This window comes from Geothrix sp. 21YS21S-2 (genome assembly GCF_030846775.1).
Taxonomy (GTDB): Bacteria; Acidobacteriota; Holophagae; order Holophagales; family Holophagaceae; genus Mesoterricola.
Genome location: NZ_CP132910.1, coordinates 3,385,946 through 3,407,882 on the forward strand (window position 1 = coordinate 3,385,946; position 21,937 = coordinate 3,407,882).

A 21,937-nucleotide genomic window follows, 5' to 3' on the forward strand; every position below is an offset into this window, starting at 1 on the left:
ACGGAGAATCCATGAACCTGCCCCGCCGCATCCCCGGTGCCACCCTGGGCGGAGCCATGGTCCTGGTCGTGGCGCTCGCCTGCGGCCGGCAGCGCTCCGCGGGGCCCGATTGGGTCGCCTCCGCCCCGGCCGGTTCGGTGATGGCCCTGTCCGGCCAGGCGGGCTGGCTTCTGGAACAGCGGAGCTTCCAGACCTACCTGGCGAAGTTCCCCTACGCCGACCAGACCCTCGACCTCTTCCTCAAGAAGGCCCGCATCAACCCCCACCAGGAATCCGGCCGCATCAACTTCTATGTGATGGGCTTCCCCGACGGCAAGACGCCGCCGGACTTCCTCATCCAGCTGGGCGGCTTCAAGGACCAGCGGGCCGTGCAGATGGCCATCGCCGAGGCCTTCCCCGCCGAGGGGTCCCTCCCGGTGAGGAAGAAGGAACTGCCCATCTACGTCATCCTGGACATCAACCAGTACCACATCCGGGCCGTGGCCGATCCGGCCGGCCGCATCTGGCTCGGGGAACTGCGCTCGCTGGCCAAGCTGGACGCGGGCACGTTCCCGCCCCGCCATCCGGTCCCGAACGCAGCGGAATGGGTCAACGCCGGGGCCCCCTTCCAGGGGTTCATCCGCACCCAGGCCCTCCTGGACGGTCTCTCCGGCAACGTGCCTCCCGAACTGGCCCGGAACCTGCCCCAGGGGATCGAGGCGCTCGCCTGGAGCGTGACGCCCGGCGAGGGCGGCAAGAATGGCCTCCACCGCTTCGAGCTGGCCATCACGGGCTCCCCCGAGGGCATCGTGCAGGTGGCGCCCTGGGTCCAGCGCTTCATGGCCGCCGCCTCCAGCCTCCAGGGGGGCCAGGCCGGGCAGGCCCCCGAGATCCTTCAGGAACGAAAACGCATCGGCCTGCGCTGCCAGCTCACGGGCGAGCAGATCAACCAGGCCCTGGCCAAGCTCTCCCAGCCCGGGCTCTCCAGCCTGGTGCACCGGCCATGACCGGAGCGGTCCTGGAAGAGCGCCCTCCGGAATTCTGGATGATGCGCCTCAAGGCCGGACAGGAGGAGGCCCTGGCCCACCTCATGACCCGCTTCGAGAAGCCGGTCTTCGCCTTCCTGTACCGCCGCCTGGGGGGGGAGACGGGGGTCGTGCAGGAGCTCACCCAGGATGTCTTCCTCAAATGTCTCCAGCATTGCCAACGTTTCGAGGAGGGCCGGCCGGTCGCCGCGTGGATTTTCACCCTGGCGGCTAATGCGGCGACGGACCATCTCCGTAAACGAGGTCGGGAGCTGCCCCCGCCCGAGACCTTTGACGCACCCGACCCCCACCAGCCCGCACCTTGGGACACGGTCGACCAGAGCCGGCGGATCCGGAGCCTGCGACAGGCCCTGGAGGGCCTGACCCCTCGGCAGCGGACCATGGTCCTGGCCTACTACGTCCACGAGCACCCCGTGAAGCGGATCGCGGACGACCTGGGCTGCGCCGAGGGCACCGTGAAGGCCACCCTGTTCCAAAGCCTCGCCAAATTGAGAAAGAACCTGGAAGTGACCCATGAAACCCGAACCTGAGATCCTGAGCGACGAAAGGGCCTTCGAGATCCTCGAACAGCCCGAGCTCTGGCCCGACGACCCGGAGACCCAGGCCCGCCTGGCCAGCCTCCTGGAAATCCACCTCGCCCTCCTGGGGGCGGGTGTCGCCGCCCAGGCCGCGGAGGGCGCTCCCGCCCCCGTGCCCCTGATCCGCCGCTTCCCCTGGCTCATGTCCGCCGCGGCGGCCGTGCTGGTGGCCCTGCCCCTGGCGTACCACGCCGTGAACGCCCGGGAGATGGCCGTGGTGGCCAAGGACCAGGCCCGCATCCAGGACCTGGCCCAGAAGCGGGCCCAGGACCGGCTCTGGGCAGCCTTCTTCCAGCAGTCCTCCACCCTCATCCAGGATTTCACCAAGAACCCCAAGGCCTGCGAGAGGAAGAACACCGAGGACCGCGCCGCCGAGCGCGAGATCGCCCTGGCCCTGCTCCAGTCCAGCCACGGCCTCTCCTCCCAGCTCGCGCCGGCCCCCGAGGCCGAGGCGGTGCGGGAGGACCTGCACGCCTGGCTGCGGGAGCTCTCCCTGGAGGATCCCTGCATGGACCCCCAGCGGGCCCAGGAACTCAGGCAGTGGGCGGACACGCACGGCCTTGAGGACGAAGCCCAGCGGCTCAGCCGGCTGCTCAAGGGAGGGTCGATTTGATCCCGCTGGTCCTGGCCTTGGCTCTGCTGGCCGGCCCCGCGCCGGATCCCGCCCCCGAACCCTCCGCGGCCTGGACGGGCCCGCGGGAGGGTCCGGCCGACGCGCTCCTGCGCGAGGCCAAGAACCTCAGGTATGCGCAGCGCTGGTTCGAGGCCGCGGCGGTGTACCGGAAGTTCCTGGCGGCCCATGCGGACTCCCCCCGGGGGCCCGAGGCGCGGTTCTGGCTGGCCGCTTCGCTGGAATCCGACCAGCGCTGGGACGAGGCCGCCGACGCCTACACCGCCTTCCTGGAGGCCCACCCCGACCAGCGGCTCCTGGGCAAGGAGGCCCGCATGAACCGCGTGCGCTGCTGGGGCATCCGCCAGGGGCAGCAGCCCCGGGCCACGCCCGGGCTCCTGGAGGCCCTGAAGGACCCTTCCGTGGATGTGCAGGTGGCTGCCGCCCTCCAGCTGGCCAAGGTCTGCGATCCCCGGGCGGCCGAGGGCCTGCGCAAGGGGCTCCAGATTCCGGGCTACGCCGACGCCTGCGCCTCCGCCCTCACCGTCATGGGCCTGAAGGCCGTGGCGCCCCCGGACCGCCAGGCCCGCTTCCTGGTCATCCGCATCAAGGAGGCCGGCAAGCCCGACACGGTCACCATCCGCCTGGCCCTCACCCTGGCCCGGGCCGTGGGGAACTACCTCACCGACGCCCAGATCCGCCAGGCCCGCGCGAAGGGTTTCGAACTGGAGGGGATCACGGACCAGGCCGCCTCCATGCCCAAGGGGAGCGTGCTCCTGTCGGTTGACGACGCCAAGAGCAGCGTGCAGGTGACGGTGGAGTAGGGCTGGTAGAGTAGTTGGATGTCGAACTTTGCCCGGTTCTACCGCGAACACCTGAAGCGCTTCCTGCCCCTGATGGTGGGGGGATCCCTGCTGCTGACCCTGGCGGGGTCCTGCCAGGGGGCCATGATCGGGATCACCAACCTCATCTTCCGCTTCCTCATGGGCGTCAAGGAGGACCCCTCCTCCAGCGTGTCCAGGTTCAGGCTGCTGGCTGAACTCAAGGCCTGGGCCCTGGCGCACCTGCCTTCCGAGGCGCTTTTCCAGGAGAAGATCTGGCTCCTGCCCGCCCTCCTGGTACTCGTCTTCATCCTCAAGGGCTTTTTCACGTACAGCGGCACCCTCCTGATGGTCCGCTCCGGCATCCGGGCCACCATCTCGCTGCGGGAGCGGCTCTTCGCCAAGCTGCTGAAACAGGAGCCTGCCTATTTCCAGCGCCACCCGGTGGGGGAGCTCCTCCAGCGCTGCATCAGCGACGTGGGGGCCGTCCAGGGCATCGCCTCCAACCAGCTGGCGGACGCCACCCGGGAGATCACCCAGGCCCTGGTCATGCTGGGCTACGTGATGTACCTGAACTGGCAGCTGAGCCTCACCATCTTCATCGCCGGGCCCCTGGTGGTCCTGCCCATCAAGAAACTCAGCCAGAAGATCCGCAGGATCAACCACCGGAACATGGAGGCCTCCAGCCACGTCCTCCAGCGGCTCAAGGAGGTCTTCAGCAACATCCGGGTGGTGCTGGGTTTCGCGCGGGAGCCCTTCGAGGAGGCCCGGTTCCACGACCTGAACAACGAACTGTTCCGCCTGGGCATGAAATCCGCCCGGGTCTCGGCCATCTCCCACCCCATCATGGAACTGGTGGGGGGGGTGCTCCTGGCCCTTCTATTCATGTACGCCACCGGACAGGTGCGCTCCGGGCGCATGAGCGGCCCCGATTTCCTCACCTACGTCCTGGCCCTCTACAGCTTCTACGACCCCATCCGGCGGCTCACCAAGCTCAACAGCGACATCCAGGTGGCCCAGGCCAGCCTGGACCGGGTCTACAGCGTGCTGGACCGGGAAACGGAAATGGCCGCCCCGGCCAACCCCCGGCCGGTGCCGGTCGTGCCCGAACGCCTGGCCTTCGAGGACGTACGCTTCACCTACGAGGGGAAGAACGGGCGCAACGAGGTGCTCAAGGGCATCAACCTCCAGGTGGCCAAGGGCGAGACCGTGGCCCTGGTGGGCGGCTCCGGCGGCGGCAAGACCACCGTGGTCAACCTGGTGCCGCGCTTCTTCGATCCCACCGGGGGCCGGGTGACCCTGGACGGCACGGACCTGCGGGACTTCGACCCCCGGGAGCTGCGCCAGCGCATCGGCATCGTCACCCAGGAGACCCTGCTCTTCATGGACTCGGTGCACGACAACATCGCCTACGGCAAGGACGCCACGCGCGAAGCGGTGGTGGAGGCGGCGAAGAAGGCCCACGCCCACGACTTCGTCACGGCCCTGCCCAGGGGCTACGACACCCCCCTGGCGGAGACGGGCTCGACCCTCTCGGGCGGCCAGCGCCAGCGCCTGGCCATCGCCCGGGCCCTGCTCCAGGATCCCCCCATCCTCATCCTGGACGAGGCCACCAGCGCCCTGGACACCGAAAGCGAGCGCGCCGTGCAGGACGCCCTGGAGGTGCTCATGCGCGACCGCACCACCCTCGTCATCGCCCACCGCCTCTCCACCATCCAGCGGGCCACCCGGATCTGCGTCCTGCGCCAGGGGGAGATCGCCGAGATGGGCACCCACGAGGAGCTGCTGGCCCTGCACGGGGAGTACGAGCGGCTCTACACGCTCCAGTTCCACCCATGAAGCGCTCGGACTTCCACTTCGACCTCCCCCCGGAGCTCATCGCCCAGCATCCCGCGCCCGCGAGGGACGGCGCGCGGCTCCTGGTGGCGGACCCGGTCACCCGGACGCTCCAGCACCGGTCCATCCGCGACCTGCCCGGCCTGGTGCCGGAGGGGACCCTCTGCGTGCCCAACGACGTGAAGGTGCGCCATGCCCGGCTGCCGCTTCGGCGGGCCGGGGGCGGCGAGGGGGAGGCCCTGCTGCTGCGCGCTCTGCCGGGCGGCTGCTTCGAGGCCCTGGTGCGGCCCGGGGCGCGCCTCAAGCCCGGCAAGGCCGCCCACGTGGTGGACGCCGCGGGCCAGGTGCTGGCGGAAGTGCGCGTGGAGGAGGCCCTGGAGGAGGGGCTGCGCCGGGTGCGGGTCCTGGGACCCGGCGGCGGAGAGCTGGACTGGGACGCGGTGGACGCCATCGGCCGCCTGCCCCTGCCGCCCTACATCACCCACCCCGCGGACGCCGAGGACGAGGGCCGCTACCAGACGGTCTTCCACGCCCGGGACGGCGAGGCCGTGGCCGCGCCCACCGCCGGCCTGCACTTCACGGAGGAGCTCATCGGCGCCCTGGAGGCCCGGGGCTGCCTCTGGAGCCCGGTGCGCCTCCACGTGGGCCTGGGCACCTTCCGCCCCATGACGGCCGAGGATCTGGGCGACCACGTCATGCACGAGGAGCGCTACGAGGTTCCCGAGGCCACCGCGGCCCTGCTGGAACCGGTGCTGCGGGAGCGGGCCCGGTCCCTGCTGGCGGTGGGCACCACCAGCCTGCGGACCCTGGAGGCCGCCTGGGACGGTTCGTCCCTGCGGCGTTCCGGCTCGACCCGCATCTTCATCCAGCCCGGCTGCCGCCTGCGGACCGCGGACCTGCTGCTCACGAACTTCCACCTGCCTGAGAGCACCTTGTTCGTGCTGGTCTCGGCGCTTCTGGGCGTGGATTTCGCGCAGGAGGCCTACCGGGAGGCCATCCGGGAGCGGTACCGGTTCTTCAGCTACGGCGATGCGATGCTCATCTTGAACGCGAGACCCGAACGCTAATTCCTCGGGGGACCTCGGCGATGCGTTCTGTTTCAAGCCCTTTCGGCGCATCCGACTGCAGCGCCGGAGGTCCAGGGAACGAAGCGCATCGCCGAGGCCGCCGAGGGGCCGAGGTCCGCCGAAAAAACATTAAATAAGTATCTTTATTATTGCATTTAGGTTTGATTTACACACGGACGTGGCAATCGGGCGTGCCGGGCAAGCTACGATGGATGTGGAAGAGGTGAAATTCATGGACATCATGAACACCGTAAAAGCCCTGGATACCAAGGCTCGCCGCGTATGGGTGGAGGCCGGCCGCATCCAGCTCGAGACCGAGGATGGCCGTACCGCGTCGGTGCCCATTTCGTTCTACCCCCAGCTGGCCTGGGGCAAGGAAGAGGATCTGAAGAAGGTGCGGCTCCTGGGTGGCGGGCAGATGATCCACTGGCCCCGGCTGGAGGAGGCGCTCCGGCCCTCCGACCTGCTGCGGGACGCGAAGATCTGCTGAAAACCTTAATCGGGTAAGGATGCCAGGAAGGCGCGGGTGTCCGGCGTGGCCCCCGGCTGGGTGCACACGTAGGCGGACAGCTGCGCGGCGCGCCGGTGGACGGCGGGAAGCGGAAGTCCCTGGACCAGGCCCGCCGCCAGGGCGGCGGTGAAGGCGTCGCCGGCGCCCACGGTGTCCACCACCTCCACCTTCACGCCGGGTTCCACCAGGGGGGCGCCCCCGGCATGGAGCTCGCTGCCCCTGGAACCGAGGGTGAGGGCCACGAGTTTGAGGCCGTACCGCCTGCGCAGGCCCTCGGCTCCGCCGGCGCCGCACATGTCGGCCACCAGGGGCAGTTCGTCCTCGTTGAGTTTCAGGACGTCGCAGAGGCCCAGGAAGGCGCGCACCCGCTCGGGGCTGTGGTAGTCCTGGCGGAGGTTCACGTCGAAGATGCGCAGGCAGCCCGGGGACGCGGCGGCCAGGAAGCGGCGCACGGTGTCCAGGGTGCGGGGGCCCCGGGAGGCCAGGGTCCCGAAGCAGATGGCGGCGGCCCCGGCGGCCACCTGGCCCAGGTCCGGCGTCCAGGCCAGGGCGTCCCAGGCCACGTCCGGGTGGATGGCGTAGGTGGGATGGCCATGGGGATCCAGGGCGACCGCCACGGTGCCGGTGGGGAGCGCGGGGTCCACCTGCACGGGGCCGCCGTCCACGCCCAGGGACCGGAGGCGCTCCAGGGCTTCGCGGCCCAGGGCGTCGTCCCCCACGCGGCTCACCACCGACCCGGCGCAGCCCAGGCGGGAGGCGTGGCAGGCGAAGTTGGCGGGGGCGCCGCCCAGGCGCCGCCCGCCAGGGTAGATGTCCCACAGCAGCTCGCCGATGCCGACGACCCGCGGTGCCATCAAAGGTAGTCCATGAACTGGTGGAGGACGGGGATCTTGTGGCGCTTGCCCTTGCAGGCCTGCAGCACGGAGATGACGGACATGGCCAGGCACCACATGAGCCACACGGGCAGGAAGAACCGCAGGAACACCCACCCCAGCAGGGGGAACAGGCCCATGATCGCCAGGGCCAGGGCCAGGCTCACCTCGGTGAAGGCCAGCAGCACGCCCTGGCGGGAGTGCCACAGGAGCTCCTCGTCATCCCTGCGCCGAAGGTAGGGCAGGAAGGCCCAGGGTCCGGCGTAGCAGAGGATGAGATCCCTCAGGCGGTCGCCCGTGTAAAGGGGGGCAGGGGACTCAAGGGACACGTAGCGACCTCCGGACTTAAAATAGCATCAGCAGGGCCACGCAGGCCATGAGGATGGCGAAGCCCTTGCGGAGCCTGGGGGCGTTCAGGCGGGTGGCAATGCGGGCGCCGCCGTAGGCGCCGAACAGGAAGCCGACAGCCACGCCGGCCATGATGAGCCAGGGCAGGCCGCCCTGGTGCCGGGCGTAGACGATGACCCCGGGCAGGCCGATGGGGGCGAGCATGAAGGCCAGGCAAGCCGCCTGGGCCTCGTGCTGGGGGAGGTCCAGGCTCCACACCAGGAAGGGGATGATGACGATGCCGCCCCCGATGCCCAGGAGGCCCGAGAGCAGGCCCGCCGCGAGGCCGATGCCCAGGCCGGGCAGGACCATCTCCCGCGCCGTGGGGACCCGCGTCTCCCGTCCGGGCGCCAGGGGCTTCTGGAGCCAGGTGCGCACGGCCAGGATGGCCAGGAAGACGCCGAACACGGTGCGCAGGGGGCCGTCGGGGATATGGGAGGCGAGCCGGGCCCCGCTCCAGACCCCGGGGAGGAAGGCTGCGGTGAGGCAGCCCACCAGGGGCCAGTGGATGCGGATGCCCCGCTGGCGGAAGTGGAGCACCGCGGGCAGGCCGTTGGGCAGGAGCATGGCCGCCAGGGTCACCCCCTGGGCCTGGTGCTGGGACAGGCCCAGCAGGAGCCCCAGCATGGGGATGAGGATGATGCCCCCGCCGATGCCGAAGAGGCCGGAGAGGATTCCGCCGCAGAGGCCCGCGGCCATGGATCCCGCGGCAAGTACCAGGGGTGCCGTCATGCGAATGCCTCCTTCACCACTCTAAATGGGGGCCGGTCATGTTCCAATGGAATGGATTGGAATGACAGCCCCATGCAGATCAAGTTCTCCGAAGATGTGATCCTCGACAGCCGCCGCGCCATCCTGATGCCCCGCCAGGAGACCCTGGTCATCGCCGACCTGTTCCTGGGCCTGGGCGCCGGGCGGAGGAAACGTCCGGATGCCCTGCCCAACGGCCAGCAGCACGAGATCTGGGAACGTCTCCTGGGCCTGCTGGAGGACTTCAAGCCCAAGCGGGTGGCCATCCTGGGCGACATCAAGCCCAACCAGGGCCATCTGGAGGAGGACGAGGCCGAGGAGCTGCGCCTCCTCTTCCGCAAGCTGGGCAACCACGGGCGGGAGGTCATCCAGGTGGTGGGCCACCCCGAGCGCAGCTGGGGCCCCTCCCTGGAGGGCACCGGGATCCAGCCCATGGACACCTACCGGGTGGGCATCAACACCCTCATGCACCGCCGGCGCATCTTCGTGTATCCCCGCCACGATCCCCCCACGGGCTTCTGGATCAACGGCGGCCTCCACCCCCTTTTCGCCGTGCCCATGGCCGGGCCCGACCAGCAGGAGGAGTGGCTGCGCTACCCCGCCTTCCTCTACACCGGCTTCGCGCTGGTGATGCCGAGCTTCGTGTCCTACGCCCAGGGCTGGGAAGTGATGCAGCCCGAGCGGCTCCCCAAGCAGGCCCGGGCCTGGAAGGTTGTGGGGGACAACCTGCTGTCGCCGCTGTCCCTGCCGGACCTGCCGTCGCCGCCGGACAGCCAGAAGCTGATCACCAGGCCCCCGGCACGGGGAAAGCACCGGGAGAACCGGGGCGAGGAGAGCTAGCGGCCCAAGGCTGGGAGGGGTGGATGCGTTCCAGGAAGATCAGGGCGTCCAGTTCTTCGGGGGCGTTGATGGCAAGGGCGTGCGGGCGGGAAGGGTCGAAGCACAGGGGTATGAAACGGACGCCTTGGGGCGAATCCAGCCAGCGTCGAGTCTCTCCCTGGGGCCGGCCAGGGCGCAGGTCGAGGAGGAGCCGCGGCAGGCCGGTGGATCCCAGGGCTTCGTCCAGGGTGGCCCGGGGGTCCGGACCCACCTCGAAGGGGACCCAGGCCGGATCTTCCCGGCCGGCCTCCAGGGCCATGAACCCGCCGCGCCGGAAGGTCATCGCGACGGGTACGTAGTCGGCCCCGAGTTCCTGCGCGAGATGCCAGCCCATGGTGGGCCATCCCATCGAGTTCCGGAGGGATCTGGCGACGTGGCCGCAGTGGGCGAAAACCAGCACGCGGCCTCGAACGCCTTCCTGCCGCAGGACCCACCGGACATTTTCGGCCATGGCCAGCTCCCGGGCCCGGGACCCGCCCGTCAGATCCACAGCCAGTGGAATGAATTGGCCCAGCGCCACCAGCGACCGCCGCTGCCTTTCCAGGGACCGGGAGTCCAGGGCCGTGGTCAGCGCGTCGAGCCGCCGTTGAAGAAGCTCCAGGGCGGCCCGCCACCGGTCGGCCCGGGCCTGATCGCCCGGAAAGCCAGCCTCCCGGGCAGAACCGAGGTCCCCGAGTACCCTCTGGAAGTGGGACGCGGTCCTGGGATCATGCCGGCGAAAGAAGGTGAGGGCCCAGCGATAGGCGGGTCCAGGATCGGCCGGATCGATCCCGTAGATCCTGAATCTCGAATCCCGCGGCCTGGGGCCGTTGAAACGGCGCAGCCACTGGAGCAGGTCCCGGATCTCGCCGGTACGGTAGGCAAGGGGAAGGGCCTGGACGGATTCGGATTCTTCGCCCTGGATGAAGGCATCGAGCGTGAAGCCATCGCTGGGGGAAAGCTCCAGCGCGATGGCCCGGGGTTCTCCGCGACCGCCAAGGCACTGGATCACCTCGTGGACGATCTGGCGGAATTCCCTGGACCCGTGCGTGGCCTCCCCCAGGCCCAGCACGGCGCCGGACCTCAGCAAACCGTCCAGGCGGCCTGGGTCCCCGGTTTCCAGCGGGACGGCCTGGGCCTGAAGCCAGCCCACCGTTTTCCGCGGGGCGGGTGACGGCTCCGGAACGAGCACTGCGTTCCGGTCCTGGGGCACCCGTCCAGCCTCAAGCCACTCGCCCGGGTGCATCAGCCCCTTCGCCCACGGAAGGAAGAAATACGTCCCGGGGGCAACCGCGACCTCGTAGCGGCCATCTCGGATCCGGACCAGACGGACCGAAGCGGCCGTCAGGAGGGGACCCCCCAGGGGAGGCACAAGCCCCAGGATACCGTCCAGGGGGTGGCCCCCGAGGTCCCGGATCTCGCCGCGCAAAGGGGACCCGCCGCCCTGCAGCTGGAGCGGGAAAGGCAGGGTGTAGGTGGAACCCGGGTCCACGGAGAACCGGCTCACATTGGCACCGATGAAGGCCGGATGGCTCACCGAAAGGCCGTGAGGACCCGGCGGCAGCGAGAAGCGGAAGCGGCCCCGCCGATCCGTCCGCTGCCAGGCCACCCTTTCGAAGCCGCTCCAGCCCTCTACCGGATCAAGCGGAAAGACTGCGACCGCGGCACCCGGTTCAGGTTTGCCGGAAGGGTCGAGTACCTGACCCTCCACCACCCCCGTCACCGGGCGGCAGGAGAGGCTTCCGCCCAGAAGCCAGCAGAGGATCGCAGCCAGGGCCAGCCCGGGATGCCGCCTCGCGTTCACAGACAGCCGGCAGCGGTGATCAGTTGCGGACCACGTGGGGCTTCCCGTAGCCGGTGGCCAGCCGATGCTGGAGCATGTGGACGCTGTGGTTCGGGTCGGGAGGTCCCAGGATTCCGGGGTTCGCCTTGACCAGGGCATCGAACCTGGCCTGCCCGGCGGCCAATTGCTGGTCGCGGATGCCCCCGGGACGAAGGTAGGGGTCATCATCCCTGTTGAGATGCGTGGTCCGGACAAGGGAATTCCAGGGAAACCGGGAGATCATTCCTCCGGTGACCCCATCGAGCACGGAATCGTCAATGCGCGGCAAGGAGGGTGAAACGGTTCTCATGGCGTCTCCTTTCAGGGAAGGGCGGAATCAGCGGCCGGCTTGCTGAAGCCGGGCCGAATTCCGTCCAGGAAGGAGTGTCCTGGAGGCCGGGGCAGGTTCCCCGGTGGGGCTTCCCTCCCCGGGTTCCGTCAGTCCAGCATTCCCTTTTCGCGCATCCAGTCGTCGTTGAAGATCGTGCTCAGGTAGCGCGAGGCGCTGTCGGGGAAGAGGATGGCCACCCGCGCATCGGGCGCCAGGGTGGGCGCGATCCTGCGCAGGGCGTGGATCACGGCGCCGCTGGAGCCGCCCACCAGGAGGCCCTCGGTCCGGGCCAGTTCCCGGGCGGCGAGGAAGGCATCCCGGTCGGACACCTGGACCATCTCGTCGATCACGGAGAAGTCCGCGCAGCCGATGAGGAACTCGTCGCCCAGGCCTTCCAGGAGGTAGGGGGCGGCCTTGCCGGGTTCGCCTGTCTTGAAGAAGGGCGTGAACACCGAGCCCACCACGTCCACGGCCACGATCCGGACGGCGGGGTTGCGCTCCTTCAGGTAGCGGCCCACGCCCCCGATGGTGCCGCCGGTGCCCATGCCGGCCACGAAGACGTCGATCCTGCCGTCCATCTGGTCCCACACCTCGGGCCCGGTGCCCAGGTAGTGGGCCTCGTTGTTCTCGCGGTTGTTGTGCTGGTCGGGGAAGTAGCAGTGCGGCGTCTCCCGGGCCAGGCGGGGGGTGATGAGGTTGTAGCTGTCGGGATGCTCCGGGGGCAGGCTGGTGTCGACCCGGACCACGTCCACGCCCAGGGCGGTGAGCTGGTCCAGCTTCTCCTTGGAGGTGCGGTCCCGCACCACGGCCTTGAGGGTGTAGCCCTTCTGGATGGCGGCCAGGGCCAGGCCCATGGCGGTGTTGCCCGAGGAGTTCTCCAGGATCACGTCGCCCGGCTGGAGGCGCCCGTCCTTCTCGGCCTGCTCCACCAGGTACTTGGCGATGCGGTCCTTGCTGCTGCCCATGGGGTTCAGGTACTCGAGCTTGACCCACACCGGGAAGGGCATCCCGGCCGTGATGCGGCGCAGGCGCACCAGGGGGGTGTTGCCGATGACGTCGAGGAGGCTGTCGTAGACCCGCTTGTCACGCATCGGCGGGGATCTCCGCCACCAGCTCGATCTCCACCTTGGCGCCCCGGGGGAGGGCGGCGACCTGCACGGTGCTGCGGGCGGGCTTGGCGCCGCCCAGAAGCTTCTCGTAGACGGCGTTGAAGGCGCCGAACTCGGCCAGGTCCGTGAGGAAGACCGTGGTCTTGAGGACATGGGACCAGTCGGTGCCCGCGGCCTCGAGCACGGCGGCGAGGTTGGCCACCACGCGCCCGGTCTGGGCCTCGATGGGGCCGGTGACCAGCTCCATGCTGCCGGGCACCAGGGGGATCTGGCCGGCGGTGAACAGGAGGTTTCCCGAGATGCAGGCCTGGGAGTAGGGGCCGATGGCGCCGGGGGCGTTGGGGGTGGCGACGGTCTTCATGACGGACTCCTTGGGGTTCAGCCCTTGCCCCAGCGACGCTTCTTGCTGTGGCGCCAAGGTTTGGCACTGGGCTGGGCGGGCATGGCGGACTCGAAGGGGGATGCGGCGGGTTCCGCGGCGGCCTCGGGCTGGGCCTCGGGCTCCTCCATGTTCCCGACCCCTTCCTCGATCTGGATCTGCACTACCTGGGCGGTGCGGTGCATGAGGGCCGCCAGGCACAGGCTGGCCTCGATGCGGGCGTGGGGCAGCGGGCCCAGCTGGATGAACACGGAGGGGTCCGCGGGGATGGCCCGGGGCAGGGCCACTTCGGGGATGGGCACGGGCGGGGTGTCGAAGGCCTCGTCGGACATGCGCAGCCAGGGCTCGACCATCTCGTTGCGCCGGGGCAGCAGGTCCACCACCGAGACGACCTTCTTGGGGCGGCCGCGCTTGCGGGGGGCGGGCTCGGCGGAGGCGGCGTCCATGTACCCCTGGAGGGCCGCGAGCACGTCCTCGCGGGTGCGCCCGCGCAGGTCGAAGAGCAGCCAGGGATCGCGGTCCAGGGCCTCGGCCATGATGTAGCACACCGCCGCCACGTGCTTGCAGGGGTTGGCCCAGTCGGGGCAGTCGCAGTGGGTCTGCAGCTCCTTGGGCACCCGCGGGTAGAGGCTTGCGCCGGATTCCCGGAAGGTCTCGTCCAGGCCCTGGGGCATCTCGCCGGCCAGGAGGGAGGCCACGAAGCGGCTCTCGGCGTAGATGCGCTCCAGGGCCTTCTCCCACTGGGATGAGGAGAGCGCGGGCAGCCCGAGGGTGACGTTGTAGGTCTTGCGGCCGTGCACCTTGGCCTGGATCTCGCCCGGGGTCACGGTGAAGTGGCTGACGGCGCCCTCCTCGGCGTACTTCTTGCCGCGGGGGAGGCGGTTCTCGAAGTCGTCGCCCAATTGCTCCAGGGCCGTGATCCAGAGGCGGCCCCACCAGGTGGTGCCGAAACGTTCGCTCATCTGGCTCATGAGAGCACCCCCTTCCGGAGGGCGGGCTTGGGCTTGCGTTTCACCGGGGTGCGGGACTTCGCGGGGAGGACGTCGTTGACGTCATCCTCGGACGGGTCCTCTTCAGGCAGGACGGCGGCGGCGTGGCCGTTGCCGTTGGCCTCCTCCTCGCCCATGATGTCGGCGTCGGGCTCCAGGAGCACCAGCCGCCTCAGGGCGTCGTCGTCCAGCTCCGTGAGCCAGCCCTCGCCCGTGCCCACCACGCGGTCCGCGAGGTCGCGCTTGGATTCCAGCATGCCGTCGATCTTCTCCTCCAGGGTGCCCATGGTGATGAACTTGTGCACCTGAACGTTGCGCGTCTGCCCGATGCGGTAGGTGCGGTCCGTGGCCTGGTCCTCCACGGCCGGGTTCCACCAGCGGTCGAAGTGGAAGACGTGGGTGGCCGCGGTGAGGTTGAGGCCCACGCCGCCGGCCTTGAGGCTCAGGAGCATCACCTTGGCGCCGTCCTCGTCCTCCTGGAAGCTGCGCACCATCTCGTCGCGCTGCTCGCGGCTGGAGCCGCCGTGGAGGAAGGGGGGTTCGAAGCCCAGGACGTCGTTGAGGTGGATCTGCAGGCGGTCCCCCATCTCCTTGAACTGGGTGAAGACCAGGGCCTTCTCCCCGCTCTCCAGCACCTCCTCGAGCATGTCGGTGAGCCGCTCGAGCTTGCCGCTGCGGCCCTTGTAGGGGCCGGTCTGCTTGAGAAACTGGGAGGGGTGGTTGCAGATCTGCTTGAGGTGGGTGAGAAGGGCGAGGATCCGGCCCCGGCGCTCGATGCCGTTGGCGGCCTCCAGGTCCTTCTCCATCTGGTCCACGCGGGCCTGGTAGAGGGCGGCCTGTTCCCGGGTGAGCTGGGTGTAGACCTTCATCTCGTTCTTGTCGGGCAGGTCCTGGATGATGGAGCGGTCGGTCTTGAGCCGGCGCAGGATGAAAGGACCCACGCGCTGGCGCAGCTCGGTGGCGGCGTCGGCGTCGCGGTACTTCTCGATGGGCGAGGCGAACTGGTCCTTGAACCGGGACTCGCTGCCCAGGTAGCCGGGAAGCGCGAAGGCGAGGATCGACCAGAGCTCCAGGAGGCGGTTCTCGATGGGCGTGCCGGTGAGGGCCAGCTTGAAGGGCGCGCGCAGCTTGCGCACGGCCTTGGCCTGGTAGGAGCCGGCGTTCTTGATGGCCTGGGCCTCGTCGACGACGACCATGGACCAGGCCCGGGCGCCGAAGACCTCCTCCTCCCGCCGGATCACCCCGTAGGTGGTCAGGACGATGGTGTGGGGCCTGAAGACCTTGGGCAGCCGGTCCCGGTTGTTGCCGTGGTGCACGAAGAAGGGGATGGTGGGCGCGAACTTGGCGATCTCCCGCTCCCAGTTGCCCAGCAGGGAGGTGGGGCAGATGAGGAGGGTGGGGTTGCCCACGTGGGGGTCCTGCTGCTGGCGGTGCAGGAGCAGGGCGAGGACCTCGATGGTCTTGCCCAGGCCCATGTCGTCGGCGAGGATGCCGCCCAGGCCCAGCCGGGACAGGCCTTCCAGCCACGCCAGACCCCGGAGCTGGTAGGGGCGGAGCATGCCCTTGAAGCCCGCGGGCTGGGAGATGGGCTTGTCGGGCAGGACCTTCAGGTCCTCCAGGGCCGCGCCGAAGTCGCCGGCCACCTCCACCTCGATGGCCTCGGACACGCCCGGGATGTGGGCGCTGCCTGTGAGCGCGGCGGCCAGGGCCTCGCCCCGGCTCATGCTCTCGAAGCCGGCGCCGCGGCTGGCCTGGATGACCTGGGTGATCTGCTTGAGGGTCTCGGGGTCGAGCGCGACCCACTTGCCCTTCCAGGCCACCAGCGGATGCTTGAGGCTGGCCATCTGGGCGAAGTCCTGCAGGTCGAGGGTGTCGTCGCCCAGCATGAGGGACCAGTCCGCGGACACGGAACCGTCCAGCCCTTCCTGCACCGCGCCTTCGTCGCCCGCGGCCTCGATGCGCCGGGCGCCCAGCTTGACCTTGGCGCGCAGGCGCCTCGCCCCGCCGAATTCCGCGAGCTGCTCGGGGATGTGCACGAGGAAGCCGGCTTCCTTGAGCTGCGCGGCGCCCCGGGTGAGGAACTGCCAGGCCTCGGTGGGCAGCAGCGGAAGATCCTCGGGCTGCTTGCCCGAGAGGGCCCCCTGCAGGGGCGGGAAGAAGGGCATGGCGCGGGCCAGGCCGCGCAGCAGGACCTTGCGGGCCTCCAGCACCTCGGGCTCCACGGAAGGCTCCCAGAGGCGGGCCACGGGGATGAAGTCCTCCTCCTGGGTCTCCAGGCCCACCCGGAGGATCCAGCCGCCCTCGGAGAGACGGTCGGCCTCCTGGATGGCATCCACCTCGGCGGGCACCGGGGGCGCCTCCAGCTTCAGGCTGGGACGGATCCACTGGACCCGCGCGCCCTCGCTCCACTGCTCGAGCTGCTCGCCCAGGGTGCGCTCGGTGACGCCGATGGTGGGGAACTCGTTCATGGGGTGGCTGAGGGCCACCATGAGGCGCTCGTCCCAGGGCAGGCGATCGCGCTTGTGCCCCCGGAGCCGGTGGATGAGCCCGAGGCGCGGGTCCTCCCCCTGGCGCAGGGAGCCGGCCACGAAGCGCACCAGGAAGTCGGCGCCGTCCTCCAGGAAGGCCTTCAGGATGAAGGCCGCCGCGGGGGGCTGGGCCAGGTCGTCGTCCACGTCCTCGGTCTCGAGGGTGCCCAGGGCCAGGCCCTTGGTGAAGATCCACCCGTCGTCCTCGGGGAAGGCGAGCACCGACGGGGGCATGGATTTGAGGAGCTCATCGAGGGCTTGGCGGTCGGCGGGACTGGTGAGGCTGATGCCCCAGGTGGCCCGCCAGGGGTTGCCCCGGGTGTCCAGCTGGGGGAGCAGGGCGCCGCGCATGACCATGGACTGCAGGAGGCGCAGGGCGGAGGCCCAGAAGGCGAGGCTGCCGCCCACCTTCTCCGGATCGGTGGCCATGGAGGCCAGCCAGGGCAGGGCCCGCTGCCAGCGCAGGGGCACGGTGTGGGTCTCCACCAGGCTGGAATCCGGCAGGAAAAGGCGCGCCCGGGCGGGCGTCAGCCGGTCGCGGCCGTGGAGGTTGCCGGGCAGGGTCCTCAGGGTCCGCTGCCAGTCCTGGCTGCTGCCCTCCCCGGGCATGCAGAGGAGAAAACCCCGGTCCAGTGGACGATACTGGAGGATGGGCCGGGTCATTCAGTTACCCTCAATAATGGGAGAAGCATCATGAAAATCGGCTTTGCTAGCGATCATGCAGGTTATGACCTCAAGGAGCGCCTGAAGGCGTGGGCCTTGGCCCAGGGACACGAGGCGGTGGACTTTGGAACCTATGGCCATGCCTCTGTGGATTATCCGGATTTCGCGCACCGGGCTGCGGAAGGTATGGACTCGTGGGAACGCCTTGTGCTGGTCTGCGGGTCCGGCATCGGCATCAGCATTTCAGCCAATCGCCACAGGGGCCTCCGTTGCGCCCTGGTGACTTCACCCGAGCACGCCAGGCTGGCCAGGATGCACAATGACGCAAACGCCATCGCTTTCGGCCAGCGGCTGACGGATCCGCTTCAAGCTGAATACTACCTCAAAACCTTCCTGGAAACCCCCTTTGAAGGGGGCAGGCACGAATTTAGGGTGAAAAAGATCGAACCGGGAGCCTAGAACGATGAGAATGCCAGAAGAATCAAGGCCTTTGACGCTCGAGACGGGCGTCCAGCTCCATGCGGAGGGTTCCTGCCTGGTCCGCCTGGGGAACACGCACGTGCTCTGCTCGGCCAGCCTCGAGGACCGCGTGCCGGACTGGATGCGGGGCAGGGGCAAGGGCTGGATCACCTCCGAGTACGGGATGCTGCCCCGGGCCACCCACACGCGCTCGGCGCGGGAGGCGGCCAAGGGGAGGCAGCAGGGCCGGACCGTGGAGATCCAGCGCCTCATCGGCCGGAGCCTGCGCCAGGCGGTGGATCTCACGGCCCTGGGAGAGGTGCAGCTGACCCTGGACTGCGACGTGGTCAACGCCGACGGCGGGACGCGCTGCGCCTCCATCACCGGCGCCTGGGTCGCCCTGGCCCTGGCACTCAAGGCCCGGGGCCTGGAAAAGGCGCTGATCCATCAGGTGGCGGCCGTCAGCGTTGGTATCCTGGAAGGGTGCCCCGGCCTGCGCCAGGGGCTCATCCTGGACCTGGAATACGAGGAGGACCACCGTGCCGCGGTGGATTGCAACCTGGTTGCCTCGCGCCCCACGGGCGCCGGGAGCGAACTCGCCGTGGTGGAGTTCCAGTCCACCGGGGAGGGCCGCAGCTTCAGCAGGCTCGAGGCCACGTCCCTCCTGGACCTGGGGCTGACGGGATGCGCCGCGCTCATGGAGGCCCAGCGCAAGGCCGTCGCCCTGGGATGAGGCTCGGAGCGGCGTTCCTGGCGCCCGCCCTGGCCTTCGCCCAGGGGGCGTTCGAGGTCAAGGTCGTTCCGCCCGACATGGTCTTCACCTTCTCGCCGAAGGTGGAGCTCCCGGGGCGCCCGCGCGTGGCCCTGGTGCTGAGCGGGGGCGGCGCCCGGGGCGTGGCCCACATCGGCGTGGTCGAGCGCATGGAGGAAGTGGGCATGCCCGTGGACAGCATCACGGGCACCAGCGCCGGGGCCCTCATGGGCGCGCTGATGGCGGGGGGCTTCTCGGGGCGGGAGATCGAGGAGCTCTTCACCCGGGTGGACTTCAACCGGTCCTTCCTGGACCCGCTGGGGCGCACCCTGGGCCGGACCCTCCAGGAGGACGAGGCCGAGAACGGCACCCTCATGTCGTTCCGCCTGGAGGAGGGGGCGCCGTCCTTCGCCCTGGCGCTGCGGGAGGGCGTCGAGATCCGAAAGACGCTGGAAGGGCTCATGACCCGCGCGGACTACTTCTCCGGAGGGGACTACGACCGCCTCAAGCACCCCCTGCGCGTCGTGGCCACGAACCTGGAGACGGGCCGGGGGAAGGTGTTCGAGCGGGGCGACCTGGTGGAGGTCCTGCGGGCCTCCATGGCCGTGCCCGGGGCCTTCCGTCCCGTGGTGATCGACGGGCAGCCTTACGTGGACGGGGCCCTGGTGGAGAACCTGCCGGTCTTCACGGCCCGGGGGATCTTCCACCCCGACGTCGTGCTCGCGGTGGACGTGAGCATGCCCTTCCAGAAGGCCTCGGTGACGAACTTCTTCTCCCTGGCCGCGCGCAGCCTCGACCTGGTGGTCGAACGCCGGCAGTGGGAGAGCCGCGCGGCCGCGACGGTGCTCGTGCGGCCCGAGCTGAAGACCACGGACTTCCTGGAGTACGGGAGCCAGCTGCCCGCCATGATCCAGGCCGGCCGGACCGCCTTCGACGCCGGCCTGCCGGCCCTGAAGCAGGCGATGCTGGGGCTCGAGGGGGACCGGGACCGGTTGCCTGTGTCGGCGGTGGCCGTCAACACCATCCGCCCCCTGGAACCCGCCGCCTCGGCCATGCTGGCCCGGGTCCTGCCGCCCGGACTGCCCGTGCACCGCCAGGATGTGCTGGTGGCCCTGCAGCAGCTGCTGCTCCACGGCTGGGCCAGGGACGCCACGGCCCGGGTGGACGGCGAGGTCCTGCGCATCGACGTGACGCCCTTCAGCCGCATCCGCTCGATCTCGGTCCAGGGCAGCCCCCGCCTCGTGCGGGTCCTGGAACATCCGGCCCGGGCCCAGTTCACCGTCGGCGAACCCTTCAATCCCGAGGCCTTCGGCACCTTCCTCAGCGGCTTCGTGCACCACCTGGTCACCGCCGGCACGCCGCTGGTGGACGTGCGGGGTTCCGGATTCGACGAGACGAGCGGGGAGCTGCTCGTGGTGGTCCACGAGCCCGCCATCCGGGAGGTCCTGGTCCGCGGGGCGCGGGCCGACTTCGAGTCCCGGTACCTCCAGCGCCTCCTGGCCCACGCCAAGGGCGACATCGTCCACACCACGCGGCTGCGCAACGACATCGACCTGGCCGAGCGCAGGCTCCACCTGTCCGAGCTGCGCGCCCAGATCCGGCCCGCCGCGGGAACGCCCGACGCCGACCTGGAGCTGACCCCCGTCCACCACAAGGCCATGGCGATGGACCTGAGCCTGGGCTACGAAACCAGCCTGGGCGCGGCCGCGGGCCTCACCTACCGCACGGAGAACTTCGGGGGGTTCGGCGTGGAAGGGGAGCTTTCCGGCGCGCGCAACCGGCTCCAGCAGATGGCCTCCCTCGCCCTGCAGGGCCCGGTATTCCTGTCGTTCCCCGGGTTCGCAATGGAGTTCTGGGCCTCCACCTTCCGCCAGCGCCTCGAGCGGGCCCCGGACTACCCTTCCGCCGAACTGGCCCCGGGCGCCGTGGGCGCCGTGGTCGCCACCCAGGACCTGGGCGTGGGCGGCTCCGTGCGCTACGGCAACATGGGCACGGGCAAGGTGGGACTGGCCACCACCTGGCGGGAGGCGACCCGCGACTGGGCAGGGTCCCGGGTCCTGCGGCACCAGCGCACCCTGGAGCTCTCCACGGAATGGGACAATTTCGACCGGCACACCTTCCCCCGGGAGGGACTGCTGCTGCGGGGCCGCTACGGCCTGGGGGAATGCCTCCCCGACCAGCTGCCCGCGAGCACCTTCCGCTTCGGCTACATTCGCGCACGCGGCCTCACCACCTTCGGCTCCGCCCGCGCCAGCGCCAACCTGGGGCTGGACCTGGACCTGGAGTGGGGCTACGGCCGCAACCTGCCCCTGGACCGGTTCTGGAACCTGGGCGGGACGTCCTTCCTGGTGGGCTCCCAGGCCCTCGGCCTCCAGGCGCCGGGCTTCGGCGTGGCGCGGCTCGGAGTGCCCCTTCGCATGGCGGGGCCCTTCGGGCTCTCCTTCCAGGTGGTGCCCAGGGTGGACTACGCGGTGGCCTCGGGCGGCGCGCAGGACCTGTTCCGGGACCGTCGCCTCCTGGGCACCGGGGCGGTGGTGCGCACCATCTTCGCGCGGTTCTACGTCGAGCTGAGCTACGGGTTCATGCGCCAGTACCGGCCGGGGCCGGGGTGGGGGGCCTCCTCGGGCTCCTTCAACGCCCTCATCGGAACCCAGCCCTTCGACATCTGGAAGCGGTGATGGACCGGACGCTGGCGTCGGCGCTGGCCCGGGAGCAGCGGGCCTTCCTGGCCCGGCAGCGGGGCGCGTGGGCGCCGCACCTGGAGCACGCCCGGGCCTTCCTGGGCCAGGGCCTGCGGGAGGCGCGGGGGCCCGCGCTCATCCTGGGCGCGGGCTCGGGGCTGGAGGTGCCCTGGTTCCTGGCGCCGCCGGGGACCGTGGGCTGGGACGCGGATCCCTGGAGCCGCGCGCTCACCTTCGTGCGGCACAGGCGCTGGGCCCCGTGGGTGTTCAAGGACCTCACGGGGGGAATGGAGGAACTGGCGGCCACCGCCCAGCGGACCGCGCGCCAGCCCTGGTCGGGGCGGGTGCGGGCCACCCGGGCCGCCTCGCGGCGCCTGGCGGGCCTGGTGGGCACCCTGGACCCCGCCGCCAGGCCCCTGCGGGCCTGGATCGCGGAACACCGCCCCGGCACGATCCTGGCCGCCAACGTGATGGGCCAGTTCGGCGTCCTGGCCCAGAGGACCGTGGAACGGGCCTTCCGCGGCGCCAGCCCGTGGACGGACGAGGAGGAGGACCCCCTCGAGGCCGCGCTGCGGACCTGGACGGCCCGGGCGGTGGGCTCCTTCCTGGCCGCCCTGGGGCGGAGCGGCGCGGATATCTGGCTGGTGCACGACCGGGGCGTGCTCTTCGGGGAGGCGCCCTTCCGGCTGGGCCCGCTCGCGGAGCCATGGACCGCGCAGCTGGAGTCGGAACTCCCCCTGGAGGCGGAGGATCCCCTGTGCGGGGTGGACGTGGCCCGGGCCTTTCCCGGAAGGCCCGCGGAGTTCCATCAGCGCTGGCTCTGGCCGGTTGCGCACGGCCAGGTCCACGTGATGGAGGCCATGCGATTCCGTCCATCCGCCGATGGTTCCGGGGCGGGTTCCTGAGTCAT

Annotated in this window: 21 protein-coding genes; 12 read left to right on the top strand and 9 right to left on the bottom strand. The window is 70.2% G+C overall.

Going from position 1 to position 21,937, the window contains the following annotated elements; translation table 11 throughout:
- Positions 1–11 precede the first annotated feature (11 nt).
- The 7 genes from RAH40_RS14890 to RAH40_RS14920 all read left to right on the top strand — a co-directional run bounded on the left by RAH40_RS14890 (position 12) and on the right by RAH40_RS14920 (position 6,427).
- Positions 12–986 (top strand): hypothetical protein, encoded by a 975-nt coding sequence (locus tag RAH40_RS14890; RefSeq protein WP_306598354.1) that lies wholly within the window; start codon positions 12–14, stop codon positions 984–986.
- Positions 983–1,555, top strand: a complete 573-nt coding sequence (locus RAH40_RS14895) for an RNA polymerase sigma factor (RefSeq protein ID WP_306598355.1) — start codon at positions 983–985, stop codon at positions 1,553–1,555. The genes RAH40_RS14890 and RAH40_RS14895 overlap by 4 nt, the downstream gene beginning before the upstream one ends.
- Positions 1,539–2,216, top strand: coding sequence for a hypothetical protein (locus RAH40_RS14900; protein ID WP_306598356.1), 678 nt, complete (start codon positions 1,539–1,541; stop codon positions 2,214–2,216). Before RAH40_RS14895 ends, RAH40_RS14900 begins: the two co-directional genes overlap by 17 nt.
- Positions 2,213–3,037 carry a tetratricopeptide repeat protein gene (locus RAH40_RS14905; RefSeq protein ID WP_306598357.1) on the top strand — a complete coding sequence of 275 codons (825 nt, stop codon included), beginning with the start codon at positions 2,213–2,215 and terminating at the stop codon, positions 3,035–3,037. Before RAH40_RS14900 ends, RAH40_RS14905 begins: the two co-directional genes overlap by 4 nt.
- Positions 3,038–3,055: 18 nt before the next feature.
- Entirely contained in the window at positions 3,056–4,873 is a 1,818-nt protein-coding gene (locus RAH40_RS14910; RefSeq protein ID WP_306598358.1) for an ABC transporter ATP-binding protein, read from the top strand.
- Positions 4,870–5,937 carry a tRNA preQ1(34) S-adenosylmethionine ribosyltransferase-isomerase QueA gene (queA, locus tag RAH40_RS14915; RefSeq protein ID WP_306598359.1) on the top strand — a complete coding sequence of 356 codons (1,068 nt, stop codon included), beginning with the start codon at positions 4,870–4,872 and terminating at the stop codon, positions 5,935–5,937. The genes RAH40_RS14910 and queA overlap by 4 nt, the downstream gene beginning before the upstream one ends.
- Positions 5,938–6,169: 232 nt before the next feature.
- Entirely contained in the window at positions 6,170–6,427 is a 258-nt protein-coding gene (locus RAH40_RS14920; RefSeq protein ID WP_306598360.1) for a DUF2442 domain-containing protein, read from the top strand.
- Positions 6,428–6,432: 5 nt separating this feature from the next.
- Here the strand turns inward: RAH40_RS14920 and RAH40_RS14925 are convergent, their stop codons facing one another.
- Genes RAH40_RS14925 through RAH40_RS14935 form a run of 3 tightly spaced genes read right to left on the bottom strand, consistent with a single transcriptional unit; the run spans position 6,433 to position 8,439 of the window.
- Positions 6,433–7,302, bottom strand: coding sequence for a carbohydrate kinase (locus tag RAH40_RS14925; RefSeq protein WP_306598361.1), 870 nt, complete (start codon positions 7,300–7,302; stop codon positions 6,433–6,435).
- Positions 7,302–7,649 carry a hypothetical protein gene (locus RAH40_RS14930; protein WP_306598362.1) on the bottom strand — a complete coding sequence of 116 codons (348 nt, stop codon included), beginning with the start codon at positions 7,647–7,649 and terminating at the stop codon, positions 7,302–7,304. The genes RAH40_RS14925 and RAH40_RS14930 overlap by 1 nt, the downstream gene beginning before the upstream one ends.
- 16 nt (positions 7,650–7,665) lie before the next feature.
- On the bottom strand, positions 7,666–8,439 hold the full coding sequence (locus RAH40_RS14935; protein ID WP_306598363.1) for a sulfite exporter TauE/SafE family protein: 774 nt from the start codon (positions 8,437–8,439) through the stop codon (positions 7,666–7,668).
- 72 nt (positions 8,440–8,511) lie between these two features.
- Between RAH40_RS14935 and RAH40_RS14940 the strand changes: the two genes are divergently transcribed.
- Positions 8,512–9,297 carry a hypothetical protein gene (locus RAH40_RS14940; protein ID WP_306598364.1) on the top strand — a complete coding sequence of 262 codons (786 nt, stop codon included), beginning with the start codon at positions 8,512–8,514 and terminating at the stop codon, positions 9,295–9,297.
- Here the strand turns inward: RAH40_RS14940 and RAH40_RS14945 are convergent.
- The 6 genes from RAH40_RS14945 to RAH40_RS14970 form a co-directional block, all read right to left on the bottom strand.
- Entirely contained in the window at positions 9,242–11,257 is a 2,016-nt protein-coding gene (locus RAH40_RS14945; protein ID WP_306598365.1) for an erythromycin esterase family protein, read from the bottom strand. The two genes, RAH40_RS14940 and RAH40_RS14945, sit on opposite strands and share 56 nt — an antisense overlap.
- Positions 11,139–11,381: a hypothetical protein gene (locus RAH40_RS14950; protein ID WP_306602324.1), complete on the bottom strand. Its 243-nt coding sequence runs from the start codon at positions 11,379–11,381 to the stop codon at positions 11,139–11,141. Before RAH40_RS14950 ends, RAH40_RS14945 begins: the two co-directional genes overlap by 119 nt.
- A 194-nt stretch (positions 11,382–11,575) precedes the next feature.
- Complete coding sequence (locus tag RAH40_RS14955; RefSeq protein ID WP_306598366.1) at positions 11,576–12,559, bottom strand: PLP-dependent cysteine synthase family protein; 984 nt, start codon at positions 12,557–12,559, stop codon at positions 11,576–11,578.
- Positions 12,552–12,938, bottom strand: a complete 387-nt coding sequence (locus tag RAH40_RS14960; RefSeq protein WP_306598367.1) for a RidA family protein — start codon at positions 12,936–12,938, stop codon at positions 12,552–12,554. The genes RAH40_RS14955 and RAH40_RS14960 overlap by 8 nt, the downstream gene beginning before the upstream one ends.
- Before the next feature lie 17 nt (positions 12,939–12,955).
- Positions 12,956–13,927 carry an SWIM zinc finger family protein gene (locus RAH40_RS14965; RefSeq protein ID WP_306598368.1) on the bottom strand — a complete coding sequence of 324 codons (972 nt, stop codon included), beginning with the start codon at positions 13,925–13,927 and terminating at the stop codon, positions 12,956–12,958.
- Positions 13,924–17,136, bottom strand: a complete 3,213-nt coding sequence (locus tag RAH40_RS14970; RefSeq protein ID WP_306598369.1) for a DEAD/DEAH box helicase — start codon at positions 17,134–17,136, stop codon at positions 13,924–13,926. Before RAH40_RS14970 ends, RAH40_RS14965 begins: the two co-directional genes overlap by 4 nt.
- A 30-nt stretch (positions 17,137–17,166) precedes the next feature.
- Here RAH40_RS14970 and RAH40_RS14975 point away from each other — a divergent pair, with 30 nt between their 5' ends.
- The 4 genes from RAH40_RS14975 to RAH40_RS14990 are packed head-to-tail and all read left to right on the top strand — an operon-like array spanning position 17,167 to position 21,932.
- Positions 17,167–17,595, top strand: a complete 429-nt coding sequence (locus RAH40_RS14975; protein ID WP_306598370.1) for an RpiB/LacA/LacB family sugar-phosphate isomerase — start codon at positions 17,167–17,169, stop codon at positions 17,593–17,595.
- A gap of 4 nt (positions 17,596–17,599) precedes the next feature.
- Positions 17,600–18,328, top strand: a complete 729-nt coding sequence (rph, locus tag RAH40_RS14980) for a ribonuclease PH (protein WP_373432530.1) — start codon at positions 17,600–17,602, stop codon at positions 18,326–18,328.
- Positions 18,325–21,024 (top strand): patatin-like phospholipase family protein, encoded by a 2,700-nt coding sequence (locus RAH40_RS14985; protein ID WP_306598371.1) that lies wholly within the window; start codon positions 18,325–18,327, stop codon positions 21,022–21,024. Before rph ends, RAH40_RS14985 begins: the two co-directional genes overlap by 4 nt.
- The gene (locus RAH40_RS14990) at positions 21,024–21,932 is read left to right on the top strand and encodes a hypothetical protein (RefSeq protein ID WP_306598372.1); all 909 of its coding nucleotides are present in this window, start codon (positions 21,024–21,026) and stop codon (positions 21,930–21,932) included. The genes RAH40_RS14985 and RAH40_RS14990 overlap by 1 nt, the downstream gene beginning before the upstream one ends.
- The last annotated feature ends 5 nt before the right edge of the window (positions 21,933–21,937 follow it).

Excerpts from the sequence above, each read along its gene's own strand:
- RAH40_RS14955 (WP_306598366.1), bottom strand. The coding sequence starts at position 12,559 with ATGCGTGACAAGCGGGTCTACGACAGCCTCCTCGACGTCATCGGCAAC.
- RAH40_RS14985 (WP_306598371.1), top strand. The coding sequence starts at position 18,325 with ATGAGGCTCGGAGCGGCGTTCCTGGCGCCCGCCCTGGCCTTCGCCCAG.
- RAH40_RS14895 (WP_306598355.1), top strand. The coding sequence starts at position 983 with ATGACCGGAGCGGTCCTGGAAGAGCGCCCTCCGGAATTCTGGATGATG.
- RAH40_RS14950 (WP_306602324.1), bottom strand. The coding sequence starts at position 11,381 with ATGATCTCCCGGTTTCCCTGGAATTCCCTTGTCCGGACCACGCATCTC.
- RAH40_RS14945 (WP_306598365.1), bottom strand. The coding sequence starts at position 11,257 with ATGCCCTGGTCAAGGCGAACCCCGGAATCCTGGGACCTCCCGACCCGA.
- RAH40_RS14970 (WP_306598369.1), bottom strand. The coding sequence starts at position 17,136 with ATGACCCGGCCCATCCTCCAGTATCGTCCACTGGACCGGGGTTTTCTC.
- RAH40_RS14925 (WP_306598361.1), bottom strand. The coding sequence starts at position 7,302 with ATGGCACCGCGGGTCGTCGGCATCGGCGAGCTGCTGTGGGACATCTAC.
- RAH40_RS14965 (WP_306598368.1), bottom strand. The coding sequence starts at position 13,927 with ATGAGCCAGATGAGCGAACGTTTCGGCACCACCTGGTGGGGCCGCCTC.
- rph (WP_373432530.1), top strand. The coding sequence starts at position 17,600 with ATGAGAATGCCAGAAGAATCAAGGCCTTTGACGCTCGAGACGGGCGTC.
- RAH40_RS14900 (WP_306598356.1), top strand. The coding sequence starts at position 1,539 with ATGAAACCCGAACCTGAGATCCTGAGCGACGAAAGGGCCTTCGAGATC.
- RAH40_RS14975 (WP_306598370.1), top strand. The coding sequence starts at position 17,167 with ATGAAAATCGGCTTTGCTAGCGATCATGCAGGTTATGACCTCAAGGAG.
- RAH40_RS14940 (WP_306598364.1), top strand. The coding sequence starts at position 8,512 with ATGCAGATCAAGTTCTCCGAAGATGTGATCCTCGACAGCCGCCGCGCC.
- RAH40_RS14935 (WP_306598363.1), bottom strand. The coding sequence starts at position 8,439 with ATGACGGCACCCCTGGTACTTGCCGCGGGATCCATGGCCGCGGGCCTC.
- queA (WP_306598359.1), top strand. The coding sequence starts at position 4,870 with ATGAAGCGCTCGGACTTCCACTTCGACCTCCCCCCGGAGCTCATCGCC.
- RAH40_RS14960 (WP_306598367.1), bottom strand. The coding sequence starts at position 12,938 with ATGAAGACCGTCGCCACCCCCAACGCCCCCGGCGCCATCGGCCCCTAC.
- RAH40_RS14990 (WP_306598372.1), top strand. The coding sequence starts at position 21,024 with ATGGACCGGACGCTGGCGTCGGCGCTGGCCCGGGAGCAGCGGGCCTTC.
- RAH40_RS14920 (WP_306598360.1), top strand. The coding sequence starts at position 6,170 with ATGGACATCATGAACACCGTAAAAGCCCTGGATACCAAGGCTCGCCGC.
- RAH40_RS14910 (WP_306598358.1), top strand. The coding sequence starts at position 3,056 with ATGTCGAACTTTGCCCGGTTCTACCGCGAACACCTGAAGCGCTTCCTG.
- RAH40_RS14890 (WP_306598354.1), top strand. The coding sequence starts at position 12 with ATGAACCTGCCCCGCCGCATCCCCGGTGCCACCCTGGGCGGAGCCATG.